Source organism: Pseudoalteromonas carrageenovora IAM 12662, from assembly GCF_900239935.1.
Taxonomy (GTDB): Bacteria; Pseudomonadota; Gammaproteobacteria; order Enterobacterales; family Alteromonadaceae; genus Pseudoalteromonas; species Pseudoalteromonas carrageenovora.
This window is the reverse complement of sequence record NZ_LT965928.1, coordinates 2,410,027-2,423,893: the sequence shown is the minus strand read 5'-3', so window position 1 is coordinate 2,423,893 and position 13,867 is coordinate 2,410,027. Positions and strand designations below refer to the sequence as shown.

Below are 13,867 nucleotides of genomic sequence, written 5' to 3'. Positions count from 1 at the left end.
TTCGACCAACACTAATAATGAAAAAATTTACTTTATATAGTAGCTAAGTATTGAACTTTCAGTTACTTCTTATAATTTTACGTATCAGTATATACTTTAACTATCAAATCAAATCCAGTTGTCTTTGGTTTGATAGTTAATGTGCTAATTAAGCTGGGTGTTATTTTTTTAATTAAAAATCGGCTTGGTTGTTGAAGCCTTTAATCCCCCTCCAAAAATTTTTTTAAGCAAAATCAGTCGACATACTTGCTAGATACTTTATGCCATTTTAAACTTCATTATTATGTCAATTTATATAGTGCCGCTGTCGCTCAATGAAATCGAATGTGGCTATGTCAATTTACACTTCAAACAACATTGGGTGTATATCTCTAACTCCTTAATATTTATGTTCTTTCACTAAATTAATCCATAATACCTAATAGTTTCCGGCTCCTTTTCTCGCTAGACAACTTTTAACTTGTACGCAATAATGTAGCAATTATATTAATTTAACACTGCGTGTTAACAAAGTGCCCCAAGGTTGGTTTAATGCCTCAAAGAAGTAAGTGGACACTCGCTGTTTTATTAGGGTTGCTAGGGGGTTTAGTTAACCTCTCGCCGTTATATTTTTTCGACAGTTCTGAGTTTTTATTTGGGCAAGTATTTGTATTATGTAGCTTAGTGTTTATTGGGCTGCGTTATGCGTGCTTAAGCCTTGCGATCGTATCTGGCTTTTTACTTTATAGGTGGGGGCATTGCTGGCCGAGTATTGTTTATTTACTCGAGCTTTTTTGGCTTTACACTTTTTGTTTACGCCGCTCTAAACCCATACTCCCTCTTGGTACTGTTTTTTGGCTGTTAGTTGGTTTACCTATAATTTGGGGAATAGGGCAGTTTCTTATTGGTCTGCCATGGTTAACGCTAGTTGTTGCAATATCAAAGTACCTCATAAATGCGTTAATTAGCTTAGCTTTAGTTGATTTATTTAGTGTATTTGTACCCCACGCCAGCCGTGCCTATCAGGGCAGGCCTCTTGCTCGCATTCTTAGCTATGTTGTAAGCGTTATTATTATATTGGTTATACTGCTTACCAGTGTAATTTTAGTGAACGATCACCACTCTCGGTTAGAGTATGAGGTAGACGCCCAGCTTGAAGAAAAAGCCAAATATATAAGCACTCAATTAAGTGATTATTTAACGTTTCATAAAAATGCCATTGTAATGAGTAGCGACGCCATAAGCGCGGGCACTGATAGTGAGCAGCAGTTAAAAAGGCTAATGAATCTATTTCCAGGGTTTGCTACAAGCTTGTATGCAAACCCTAGCGGCTTTGTTGAAATAACGTCGCCTAATAACCTTATAGCGGGGTTAACTAAGGCGCAGCGTAATGTCACTGATCGCGAGTACTTTAATCAGGCTAAGCAGTATCCTCTTGGTTATAGCGGTGGTGTGTTTCAAGGGCGAGGGCTTGGCAATGAGGCCATTGTTGCGCTGTCGGCACCTATTTATCGTGATGGTGAGTTTTTCGGCGTAGTAGAGGGGTCGTTAAAGCTTGGACGATTAGAACAGTTTATTCCTAATCTATTTGAAAACACTGGTGAATTAGTTGTACTGGATGATAAACAAAAAGTGGTTTTTAGCTCGCTTGAGCAGTTTAAAATATTAACCGACTTTAACGAAGATGGTTTTAATGCGCGTAATATGGGCGATAAAAATTTATTTCGTTCCAATAATAACGAGGTTTACCATAGCTCTAAATATGTTAATCCGCAGAGCAAATGGCAAGTAATCACTTTTTATAATCGTAAACATTTGAGTATGGCTGTAGCCAAAGCATGGCTGCCAAGTATCTTGCTAGGCGCTATGCTAATTATTATGGTGGTGCTGTTTGTACGCCAACTTGCAAATTTATTAGTGCAGCCAATCAGTGGTTTAACTAATTTAATGCAAAGCTTTAATAAATCAAAAAAACAGACTTTTAATACAGATTCAAGTTGGCAAGAAGTACTGCAACTTCAGCAGCAGTTTGAAATGCTCGCCACTGCGCTGCAGCATTCAATAGAAAACCTGCAAGCGTCAAATATAAAAAACCAAGACCTAAACAAACAACTCAGTGAGTTTAACCAGCAGCTAGAAAAACAAGTTGCTGAGCAAACCAATAAGCTTAAGCAAGCAGTAGAGCGTGCTAATTTAGCTAATGTGGCTAAATCGCAGTTTTTAGCAAATATGAGTCATGAACTACGCACCCCAATGAACGGTATTTTGGGCATGGGTGAGGTATTGCTGCGTGATAGTTCGTTAACCGACGAGCAAAGAGATCTTTTAGATACGCAACAAAAAAGTGCTCAAAACTTATTGAAAATCTTAAACGATATTTTAGATTTTTCTAAAATTGAGGCTAATGCAATGCAAATTAGCCCGCGTCCTACAAATTTAGCGCCTTTTATCGAAAATATTAAATCGTTGTTTTCACCCATTGTAAGCTCTGACGACGTGCAGTTTATAGTTCAGTGCAGTAACACCTTGCCAGATTGTATTAACGTAGATGATTTACGCTTAAACCAAGTAATTATTAATTTATTATCTAACGCGTATAAGTTTACTGAGCGCGGGTTTGTACGTTTATCGTTTGATTACAGTGGCCAGCAGTTATTTGTAAGTGTGTCTGATAGCGGGATAGGCATAGCAAAAGATCAGCAATCGTTATTGTTTAGCGAGTTTACACAAGCTGATGTAGGTGTTGCACGTAAATACGGTGGTACCGGGCTTGGTTTGGCCATTAGCCAAGGGTTAATTAAAAAAATGCAGGGTGAAATATCTTTAAATAGTCAGCCCGGTAAAGGCAGCATGCTTAAGTTTTACATTAATGCGCCTAAAGCTGAGTTTATAAAGCCCACAGCTGCAGTACAGTCGCAATCAGTACCTAACCTTGGTAGCAAAAAATTACTCTTAGTGGAAGATAACCCCATAAACCGCCAAGTAATTGCAAAAATGTTAGAGCCAACTCATGTACAACTTACAATGGCTAACGATGGAATTGAAGCGTTAAAAGTGCTTAAGGGTAATACCTTTGACTTAATTTTAATGGATTGCCAAATGCCAAATATGGATGGTTACGAATGTACCCAAACCATACGTGCTAACGAAGTAAACACTAAGGCACATGTGCCCATTATTGCAATTACCGCTAATGCCTACGAAGATGATAAACAGCGCTGTTTAAGTGTAGGTATGGATGACTTTGTATCTAAACCTGTAAGCACACAAGGTTTGTACGAAGTAATCGCTAGGGTGATAAACGCGCATTAGCTTAGCGTTTATCACCACAACAAATTTTAGATAAAATCGAGCGTAAGTAATAAGCGTTGCTCGTTTTCAGCCTCCGGGGGGGAGCGATGTACAAGCCCTGCACCTTCGTTTTCATCCCAGTACTCGCCTTTAAGCAGGGCAACATCGCCTTGCTGGAGTTGATTAATATTATTTAGGCTTTTAAATAAACCAGACTCTTCATCGGGTTTACCTAAATTACCAGTACCTAGCTTTGAGCGGTTTACATCGCTGTGATTTAACCACTGTGTAGCAACACCTTGATAGGTAGTAACTAGCCGGCACGGAATTTTGTCTACATGAAAACGCGGGCACATAGGTTTATCTAATATTTTTAGCCTTAAACCGGCGCGTTTTAAATCAAACAGGCAGCAAAACATTTCAACCAACAGTGCGATATCTTCACACAGAGCTTTAACTTCATCGCGGTTATTATCTTCTGGCTTAAGCGCTTTTATTAATTGATCAAACGCATCATCGGGCGATACCGCAAGTTCAAGTGGCTTTAAAGCATTTGCGCTAATGAGTGTATTAACTGCATTTGTTAATGTTTGCTCAAGGTCTCTTTGCCAAATAACAATGTTAGTGTCTTGGTTATAAATTTGTGGCAATACATTGGCGTCACACTCTTTAGCTGCTTTTCGGTACAGCGTTTCCGCAGGCTTTATTTGCGCAGTTATTGGGGCTAGGGCATTCATTACTCTTCCTCCCAAATAGGAAACGGGTCGTTATAGGTTCTCCAAAAGTCTTTACCTTTAAGTACGGCATCTTCTGGGAGAAGGCAGTCATCAAGCGCTTTAATCATGGCTTTTTTATCTAACGACTGACCAATAAAAACAAGCTCTTGGCGCATGTCACCAAAGGGCTCTACCCATTTACTGTTTATATCAGCAAGTAGTTCGGGCTCTGTGGGCCAGTCTTTTTTAGGTATTGCTTTATAAAACATGCCTGCAAACCCGTAATGAGCTATACCGCCAGCTTGGCTCCACTGTGCGCAAAATAAAGGGCGCGTTGCGAGCCAAAAATACCCTTTAGAACGAATGAGCTTGCCAAATTGCTCGGTGTTGTGCAAAAAGTTATAAAACTTTTCTGGGTCAAATGGGCGGCGCGCAGTGTAATTAAAGCTGCTAATACCATACTCTTCGGTTTCGGGAATATGTTCACCACGCATTTCTTTAAGCCAACCCGGTGCGTGTTGGGCACGTTCAAAATTAAATAAACCGGTGTTTAGCACTTCGTTAATATTAATATGGCCGTTTGAAATAGGAATAATGTTAGCTTGAGTATTGAGCGTATTTAAAATGGCAGTGAGTCTATTTAATTCATCGTTTGTAATTAAATCAGTTTTACTAATTAAAATAACATCGGCAAATTCAACTTGGTCAACAAGTAAGTCGGCTACGCTTCGCTCGTCGTCTTCTCCTGATGATTCGCCGGTATCTTGTAAATCATTTGCTTGTTCGTAGTCGTTTAAAAAGTTAACCGCGTCAACCACTGTTACCATGGTATCGAGGGTGGCAACATCACCAAGTGAAACACCGTTTTCATCAGCAAAAGTGAATGTTTCGGCAACGGGGAGGGGTTCAGATATACCGGTTGATTCAATAACGAGGTAATCAAAACGCCCATCTTTGGCAAGTTTGCCCACTTCAACAAGTAAATCTTCTCGTAGGGTGCAGCAAATACAACCGTTGCTCATTTCGACTAGTTTTTCGTTACTGTGATTGAGCGATACACCACTTTTAATAGTGGCGGCATCGATATTTATATCGCTCATATCGTTTACTATAACGGCGACTTTTTTACCTTGTCTGTTATTAATAATATGGCTAAGTACAGTGGTTTTACCAGCCCCCAAAAAGCCTGATAACACTGTGACGGACAGTTTATTTATCATTTAATAATCTTACTAAATTACAATTTTGGGTATGTTATATTATATCAATTGTGTATTCCAGTAATGCTAATTAATTTATTCATAGCTGAGCTGCCAATTTAGTGTGTTGCTTAAATACTCTTCATTCGAAAAATAAGGATGAATATGAAATTATTTACATTGCACATGTTAATGATAGTCGTTATCATTCGCGGTGTTTTATACACCTCTTTTCAGGATCAACATGTTTAACCAAAAATACTTGGCGCTTAGTATTGCTGCGTCTTTTTCTGCTTTTTCTAATGTGGCATTTGCCGAGCAAAATAACGATATTGAAAAAATAGAAGTAACAGGCCGCGCTCAGCAGTTTTACCTAGAAACCGAAAGTAAAATTGGTACTAAAACGGATTTAGATCTTATTAAATTACCGCAATCTGCGCAGGTATTAACCGAGCAACTTATTATTGACCAAGCCGCGCGCGACATTACCGATTTATACCGCTCAATAGCAGGGGTAAGTGAGTACAGTTATTCAGGCGTTACTTTTCGTGGTTTTAGAGACGATGCCAATGTATTTTACGATGGCGTACGTGGCGATCCGTACTCGGGCTTTGGTGTACCGCAATTATTTAATGTAGCGCGTGTAGAAGTATTAAAAGGCCCAGCCTCTGCGTTATATGGTGGTGGTGAGCCAGGCGGTATGATCAACTATGTGACTAAAAAGCCTTCGTACACGCAAAGCAAAGAGCTAAAGCTAACGCTTGGCAATTACAACACACGTGGTGCATCACTTGATATGACCGGCGGTTTAACCGACACCATGGCGTATCGTGTAGGTGGTTATTACGAGGAGCAAGACAGCTTTCGTAATAATGCAGATTCAAAAAACACCGAGTTTACCGGTGGTTTATTATTTGATTTAACAGATTCAACCACACTAACCACAAGTGTTGACTACATCAAACAAGACTTAGGCGGTAACCGTTTACGTGGTGTACCGGTAGATGACAACGGTAATTTTTTAGTTGACCCAAGTTACAACGCAAACGAAGCATTTGACTACCAAAACATGGAAGCGTTAGTGCTGCAAGCCGAGCTAAAGCATTACTTTAATGATGATTTTTCGGTAAGTAGCACGCTGCGTTACATGGATAACGAACGCGACCAAGCCTACCATGAGTCGCAAAGCTGGGTAGATGTAAACGGCGATGGTGAAGCAAACATTGATGATGAAACCATTAAACGCGAATACCGTAATCAATACCGCGCAAACGAAGAAACAAGCTTAACCACCGACTTTGTTTATAGCTTTGAGCAAGGCCAATTAGCACACCAAGTATTGTTTGGTGGCGACTACCACATAGTCGATACCGAGTACGATTACTTACGTGCCCGCTATGAAGCAGACGGCGTGGCTAACTTAAACATATTTGACTTAAATTACGGCGAAACCGACCCAAGTACTTATAACCTTACCGACATGAACCGCGATGGTGTTGATACTGACCGTTTTGGCCTATACGTACAAGATGTTGTAAGCATTAACGAGCAATGGACCGTGATTGCCGGCTTGCGCTATGATTATTTTAAAGAGCTAAACAAAGAAACCGGTTACAGTTACTCAGATAACGATGTAACCCCGCGCGTGGCTGTTACATACCAACCCGTTGAAAACACATCGGTATACATAAATTACTCAGAAAGCTTTAACCCAGCATCATCGGGTGACCAAGAAGATGTAGAAGGCGAGGGCAACTTAACGCCAGAAACCGGTAAACAAACCGAAATTGGTATGAAAAACAAATGGCTTAATGGCAAAATTATGAGCACCTTTGCTATTTACCAAATTAATAAAGAAAACGTAGTAATGAGCAACCCTGACGACACTGGCGCGGGTGATGGCATTGCAGCACTTTTAAATATTGGTGAGGTAGAAAGCCGTGGGTTTGAAACAACGCTGGTGGGCGATTTAACCGAGCACTGGACGCTAACTGCTAACTACGCATATAACGATACACTGGTTGTTGAGGGTGTAACGGGCGATACTATTTCAAGCACCTACGGTGATGGCTCTCGCTTTGCTAATGCCCCGCGCCACCAAGCTGGTTTATGGTCGCGTTTTGCGCTTGATAGCATCGACTCGTCTATAGCATTTGGCGCAAATTACGTAAGCGAGCAAATAAGCCAAGACGGCCAAAAAGTTAAACCCTTTACCGTATTCGACATGAGCTGGAGTACCCGCTTTGACGATGTGTTATTAAGTGTAAATATCAATAATCTATTCGATAAAGAATACGCAGTAAGTGGCTTTAGTGAGCGTAACGGTCACTTCCCGGGCAGCCCGCGTGAAATAGTAGGCCAAGTAACCTATAAATTTTAAAGCACGTAAGTAAACGGCTATCTATGCTTTATTACACAGCATAAAAGCGCGTAACTATACATGTAGTAAAATAATTAAACCGAGGTAGGCGCATGCTTACCTCGGTTTTTTAATGTTCAGCGTTATTAAAATTAGCCGCTTCTTGCGATGTATTAATGGCTGTAATAGGGAAGGGGATCACAATACCTTCTTGGTTATAGCGTTTATGCAGCGCTTTAATAAAAGCAGATTTAACCCAAAATCGATTAAAGTACTCTTTTGCGCGCAGCATTACGGTAAAATTAATACTTGAGTTATCAAAGGTGTGATACACCACAAAGGTATTGTAATCATCAACACCCCATTCATGGTCAATTAGTACTTGGCGAGCAACTTCAAGTGTTACTTGTTCTACAAACTCTAAGTCTGAGCTGTAATGAACGCTTACATCAACAGGTACACTCAGCTCTTTTTCTGGGTAAAAGTAATTAATAATACGCGATTTAGAAAGCTGACTATTAGGAATAATAATCATATTATTTGGCAGCATTTTAACCCACGTAGAGCGCCAACCAATTTTTTCTACAAAGCCTTGCTCCTTTGACTCAAGCTCAATAAAATCCCCCACACGTATGGGTTTATCTATAACAAGCTGTACGCCCGAAAAAAAGTTTTCAAGGGTGGGTTGCAGGGCGAGTGCCACAGCAAGCGAGGTAATACCCAATGAGGCAATAATAGGTGTAATAGAAATACCTAAAGTCCCCATTAAAACTAAAATACCAACCGATAAAACGCTAACCCTAATAACGCCTTTAATAATACTTTGCGAATTAAAAATTACCGCCGATTCTTTGCTGTAGTAATTAATAGTGCCAATAAAAAAACGGTCAAAAAATAAAATAATGGCCACTAAACCCAAAATAATATTAATGGTCGAAAACGAAATAAAGTGCGCTATAGACTCATTTTTTATTAAAAGGCCTTGCTCTATAATGGTGAGAAGCACAATTATTGTGCAAAGAGTGAGCGGTTTAGAAATTGACTCTATAAATAAGCTGTCAAAAATAAACTTAGTATGAGAGGTCCATTTTTTGAGCCAGTACATTATAAAAAAGCGGATACAAAACAAGGCTATAGTTAACGTAACTAAGCAAATAGCAATAACAGCCCAAGGCTGCTCTGTTAGGTTATAAAGCGTATTAACAGACATTACAGATCCCTTTTTTAAAAACTTAAAGGGTAAAGCAGCAAGTTATGTACCTAAGCTAATAGTTAGGTTAAGTAAGTAAATAGGGGTTAATTAAATGGGTTTAAACTGGCAAGCCTATACCTGCCAGTTTTAATGAAGGACAAATAGTTAAATTTATACTTTTTTAGCTATCCACATACCGCCAAGTACGGCTGCAAAAAATAACCAAAACTCCATTTTAAGTGAGGTAAGTTGTACAAGGCCAGGGCCTGGGCATATGCCGCTTAATCCCCAGCCCAAACCAAACAATACCGAGCCAGTTATTAGTCGAGGGCTAATGTTTTTAACATCGCTTAAAGTAAACGTTTCACCTAGTAGTGGTTTATCTTTTTTAGCAACCCAAAACCACGCAAGCATCATTATTCCCATAGCCACAGCCATTACAATAATTAAACTGCCATCCCAGTGGTTTTGAAAATTTAAAAAGTTAAGTACCTTGTCAGGGTTTGTCATACCACTAATGATAAGCCCTAAGCCAAATATAAATCCTAAAATAACATGAATTACTGCTGTCATTTTTTTACCCTACTAGGTTTGCTGTAATTATAGCCACAGCCATAAATGTACATGTTGAAACCCAAGAACGGGTAGAAAAACGCGACATACCACATACGCCATGGCCACTTGTGCAGCCGTTAGCTAAAGAGGTGCCCATACCAACAAGTAGCCCAGCTATAACAATAAGCACCGGTGATAAGCTCAGCTCACCTTCTAATAAAGACGGCGCAAATATACGCACTGAAATACCGGCCAATAATAGCCCTATAATAAAGTATAATTTCCAACGCGACTCAGACGTTTGCTTATTAAAAACAGATTTAACAAGGCCTGATATACCGGCTATTTTTCCGTATAAAACCAGTAATAGTGCGCACGCTATTCCTATTAAAGCCCCCCCTATAGCTGCCGCTATTGGCGTAAACTCTGTAACCATTTTATATTCCCCAAACAACCGACACACCTAGGCCTGATTGCTCCATCTCAATTGATATTTGTTGGTTTGGCGCTAAGTAGTTAGCACCCGATACCTTTTTAGCTGGCGAGTAAAAAGCCATTGCATTTAATTGTATCGAGTTACTAAAAGAATGGCTAAAACCAGTAGTAAAGTGCCACTCTTGTACACCTGGCGCTAAAATATTAAGTAAAACGTTTGATGAAGGAATAGGTTGCTCTGTATACGAAATACCAAAGCGAATTTTTTGTTTTGCTGTACGCTGCCATTGATAACCCAGCTTATAAATGTTCATATCGTCCCAACCAAAACCTGCCCCCGCATCGGCACCCAGTGGAGCTGACATTGGTATGACTCCCACTGTCAAGTTAAACGCACTGATCCCTGCCTAACTTTTTTAAGCCATAATTACTTTAGCTCGAATTAGAGCGAGTTAATACATAAGATGAAGCAAGTAATTTCGTCGGTTATCTTGCTGATATTCGTTGGTTATTACTATTTCTAGCAACAGAGCAGACCTTACTTATTCCGTCGTGGCACCTGTCTTCAGTCTATGTTCGTGGTTCAATGCAGCGTTAGCTGCATTGCCATCCTAATGCCGTCGGTGGTTGTGCCACACCCGATGCTTGATCCCATGCATTAACTCTAATTCGTTTATCATGCGGGTACTCTTGCCAATCTAAGTTTTGCGTTCACTGGCGTAAGTACCACTTCTTTTGCAATGGCCCATATGTACGCAATCATTTCTCGGGCAATTGCGGTGACAACAAGGTTGTAGTGTTTCCCTTTGGCTATCATTTTTTTATAGCGCTTGCAGAGCCTAAGTTGTGCTTTCCACGCAATATCAATAATGTCCTTTGGTAAACCTTCTTGTCGTTTTTGCATATCTGTCGATATATTTGCCGCATACCGATAAGTGTGTGCACCTTCAACGAGAAGGCGTCTTGCTCGGCCGTTTCCGCATTTTGTGATAGCGCCAATATGGCGTTTGCCACCACTCGAGTGTTCACTGGGTACAAGACCGAGATAACTCATTAATTTACGGGGATGGTCGAAGCGCGATAAATCACCAAGCTCAGCCACAACGCCGGTGGCGACCAACAAGCGAACACCTCGCATTGCTTGTATTGCTTTAACAACGGGATAATAACGCCATTGATGGACGTGATGTGTTAGTTCATTGTCTAGTCTTTCAAGTCGGCTTATTCGCTCGGTAATTGTTTGTAAAAACTCTTGTAAGACAATGTGCTGCGCGGGATGTGGCAGCACAAGCTCAGTGAGCCAACGTAAATGTTTTTGTGACCAATTTGCGGTGCCTTTGTAATTAATATTATTGCGAAGCATCAACGCTTTTAATTGATATTTAGCATCTTTTAAATCTTCCATGGCTATTTCGCGTGCGCGAGATAAATCGCGTACGGCTTCATCTTCAGGCTCGGGAACATAGATAGGTGTTAAATCTTCAGATTTAAGTAATTTAGCGAGCTTAAGGGCATCACGTTTATCGGTTTTAATCTTCTCGCCTGGTTTTTTAGGAATAAGAGATGGGGCAACCACATAACAGCAATGGCCAAGGCTTGTGATTAATCTGTAAATCCAATAACCACAAGGGCCTGCTTCATAAACAAAGTGTAGCGTTGCGCCAGGGTATTTAGATTCAAACTGACGAACAAGCTTTTGAACGGCCACTTTGGAAGAAGAAAATCGACCAAGGTGAACAGGTTGAGAGCCTCTATGTTCTTCAATATAGGCGACTTCATTGAATTCTTTATGTGTATCAAGTCCGATAAAAAGTATGCTATGTTTGTTCATGTTAGCCTCTGCTGTTTAGTTAATTGGCAAACTAATTATGGCTCTGGCTTTGAATTAAGCTAACCCACGAAAAGCGGAGGCTAACACCGTGTGGGAGTCATTATGTCTAAATTACCAATAGGGTTAGCAATGCTGTTTACTTCACTGTAATTTATTTTTTGCCAATCAAATACAAGCTGGTTGTTTGGCGTAATTTTATAAGCTGCGCCAATTTGAAGTGAACTAGGTAAATCAAATCCACCTTGCTCTGCAAACAAACCTTTATAGCTATCAAACTCTTGCATAGATACTGATGAGCGGTAACTTGCTCCCCAGCTTAATGACGAGTTTATATCTTGGCTAATACCTAGCTGAATGCCCAAGCCTGTGCTGGTGTCGGTGCCATTATTTGTAAGGGCTTGTGGCGATTGCGAAAAAGGAGCAAAGTTTCCAAGGCCTGTAGCTTTAAACTGTTGCACTGCATAAATTGGCGATACACCAAGGCGTATTTGCTCGTTAAGTTTGTAGCTTATTGTTGGGCTAATAAACATTTGCTTTAAATCAACACCAGTAGTGCCAGCATAAAATGTGCCTTCAGGCTCTGAATCGGCGCTGTAGTCGGTGTTCATACCGCCATTACCATAAACTAATAAGCCAATACTTACTTTGTCATTATAGGGTTTGTCAAAGGGGTGTCTGCAATAGGTACAAAAAGACCTATTAATAAATTTTTGGGGATCCCTTATGCACAAGCACCTATTGCTAATTTACGTTGGCAAAAACCTAAAAGTGCAACGCCTTGGCAAGGCGTGCTTGATGCAACTCAATATGCCCCCGACTGTATGCAAGTTCCATTTATGGGTGACTTGGCGCCCTTAAAAGGCCCATTGAGTGAAGATTGCCTTTACTTAAATATATGGACACCAGCACAAGATGCTATTCGAAAGCGCCCTGTTATGGTGTGGATACATGGCGGAGGTTTTGTCAATGGCGGTTCGTCAGCGGCTATTTATAGTGGTCAGTCGTTTGCTGAGTCGGGTGTTGTATTTGTTAGTTTTAACTATAGGTTAGGGCGTTTTGGATTTTTTGCTCATCCTGAGTTGAGTGAGCAAAGCAAAAATACACCAGTTGGAAACTACGGCTTGATGGATCAAATTGCTGCATTAAAATGGGTTAAAAATAACATTACCCATTTTGGTGGGGATCCCAATAATGTAACTCTTTTTGGTGAGTCAGCGGGTGGACGCTCAGTAAATGTTCATATGTTATCGCCTCAATCTGAAGGGTTTTTTCATAAAGTAATTGTGCAATCAGGCGGAGGGAGAAGCGATTCAACAGAAACGGTCGTATACTTAAATAAAAAAGGCACTAGAGGTAACCTTTCAGCTGAAGATGCTGGTGTTCAATTTGCTAAAAGTGTGGGTATTAATACCAATGATAAAGAAGCACTCGCAAAACTACGTGCTTTGCCTGCAGAAAAGGTTCTAAGCGGGTTGAATATGATGAACGCAAATACGCCTACTTATAGCGGGCCGATGATTGACTCATCTATTGTATTAACAACTGACGAGGTGGGGTTTGCTCAAGGTCAACAAAAAAAAATTCCCTTATTTATTGGGAGCACTGATTTTGAATGGGGGTTTTTAAAAGACTATAATCCGCAAGGAGCTATTGCAATAGCCACAGAAACGCTCAAATCAGTGAACAATAGAGTACAGTTCACTAAAGCGTATTTGCCGTTTGTGCTAGCTAAAAACGGGGAGTTAAATTATCCACTGCTAGGCTCTATGATATTCGGTGATAAGCGTTTTGTAGAACCTGCGCGCTATATTGCAAGCAAGGCAAGTATGAATGATCAGCCTATATGGCTTTATCGCTTTAATTACGTTCCTAGTCAGTTAAAAGGCAAAGTTGATGGTGCATACCATGCTACTGAAATACCTTTTGTCTTTAATATACTAGAGCAAAACCTATCAGCATCGCAAAACGATTTTAAAGTTGCCAGTGCAATGCACACTGCATGGGTAAGGTTTGCTAAATACAGTGATCCGTCACCTAAGCAAGGCAGTGCTTGGCCTACCTACAATGCTAAAGATAATAGAATAATTGAATTTAACGAGAACGGAAGTGAGGTAAAACAGGACCCACTGGCGAATCGCTTGAATGAGATAACCAATCTAATTAGCCAATAAATATTCATGGAACCCGTGCTGATTGAATTAAAATCTACCAAATATGGGCTCTAATCACATTATTGCACTCAACGTTGGCCACTATATTTAGCAATAAATAATGAAACTATTGAATTTAATTAGTTCGAAGAAGCTAAGG

General features: G+C 40.2%; 11 protein-coding genes. 3 read left to right on the top strand and 8 right to left on the bottom strand.

What is annotated here, in order from left to right; all coding sequences use genetic code 11:
- Positions 1-531: 531 nt before the first annotated feature.
- Positions 532-3,291: a response regulator gene (locus tag ALFOR1_RS10935; protein WP_104642993.1), complete on the top strand. Its 2,760-nt coding sequence runs from the start codon at positions 532-534 to the stop codon at positions 3,289-3,291.
- 26 nt (positions 3,292-3,317) lie between these two features.
- On the opposite strand, the gene ALFOR1_RS10930 is transcribed toward ALFOR1_RS10935, so the two are convergent.
- Entirely contained in the window at positions 3,318-4,007 is a 690-nt protein-coding gene (locus ALFOR1_RS10930) for a DUF1826 domain-containing protein (protein ID WP_104642992.1), read from the bottom strand.
- Entirely contained in the window at positions 4,007-5,206 is a 1,200-nt protein-coding gene (gene zigA / locus ALFOR1_RS10925; protein WP_104642991.1) for a zinc metallochaperone GTPase ZigA, read from the bottom strand. The genes ALFOR1_RS10930 and zigA overlap by 1 nt, the downstream gene beginning before the upstream one ends.
- Before the next feature lie 223 nt (positions 5,207-5,429).
- On the opposite strand from zigA, the gene ALFOR1_RS10920 reads away from it, so the two are divergent.
- Positions 5,430-7,565, top strand: coding sequence for a TonB-dependent siderophore receptor (locus ALFOR1_RS10920; protein ID WP_104642990.1), 2,136 nt, complete (start codon positions 5,430-5,432; stop codon positions 7,563-7,565).
- A gap of 109 nt (positions 7,566-7,674) precedes the next feature.
- Here the strand turns inward: ALFOR1_RS10920 and ALFOR1_RS10915 are convergent, their stop codons facing one another.
- The 6 genes from ALFOR1_RS10915 to ALFOR1_RS10890 form a co-directional block, all read right to left on the bottom strand.
- Positions 7,675-8,754, bottom strand: a complete 1,080-nt coding sequence (locus ALFOR1_RS10915) for a mechanosensitive ion channel family protein (protein WP_104642989.1) — start codon at positions 8,752-8,754, stop codon at positions 7,675-7,677.
- A 153-nt stretch (positions 8,755-8,907) separates the two neighbouring features.
- On the bottom strand, positions 8,908-9,309 hold the full coding sequence (locus ALFOR1_RS10910) for a DUF6691 family protein (RefSeq protein WP_104642988.1): 402 nt from the start codon (positions 9,307-9,309) through the stop codon (positions 8,908-8,910).
- 4 nt (positions 9,310-9,313) lie between these two features.
- Entirely contained in the window at positions 9,314-9,727 is a 414-nt protein-coding gene (locus ALFOR1_RS10905; protein ID WP_104642987.1) for a YeeE/YedE family protein, read from the bottom strand.
- A gap of 1 nt (position 9,728) precedes the next feature.
- Complete coding sequence (locus tag ALFOR1_RS10900) at positions 9,729-10,091, bottom strand: hypothetical protein (RefSeq protein ID WP_227006951.1); 363 nt, start codon at positions 10,089-10,091, stop codon at positions 9,729-9,731.
- A 311-nt stretch (positions 10,092-10,402) separates the two neighbouring features.
- Entirely contained in the window at positions 10,403-11,557 is a 1,155-nt protein-coding gene (locus tag ALFOR1_RS10895) for an IS110 family RNA-guided transposase (RefSeq protein WP_104642378.1), read from the bottom strand.
- Between the two features lie 80 nt (positions 11,558-11,637).
- Positions 11,638-12,288, bottom strand: coding sequence for an OmpP1/FadL family transporter (locus tag ALFOR1_RS10890; RefSeq protein ID WP_227006952.1), 651 nt, complete (start codon positions 12,286-12,288; stop codon positions 11,638-11,640).
- On the opposite strand from ALFOR1_RS10890, the gene ALFOR1_RS10885 reads away from it, so the two are divergent.
- On the top strand, positions 12,208-13,728 hold the full coding sequence (locus tag ALFOR1_RS10885) for a carboxylesterase/lipase family protein (protein ID WP_104642986.1): 1,521 nt from the start codon (positions 12,208-12,210) through the stop codon (positions 13,726-13,728). The two genes, ALFOR1_RS10890 and ALFOR1_RS10885, sit on opposite strands and share 81 nt — an antisense overlap.
- The last annotated feature ends 139 nt before the right edge of the window (positions 13,729-13,867 follow it).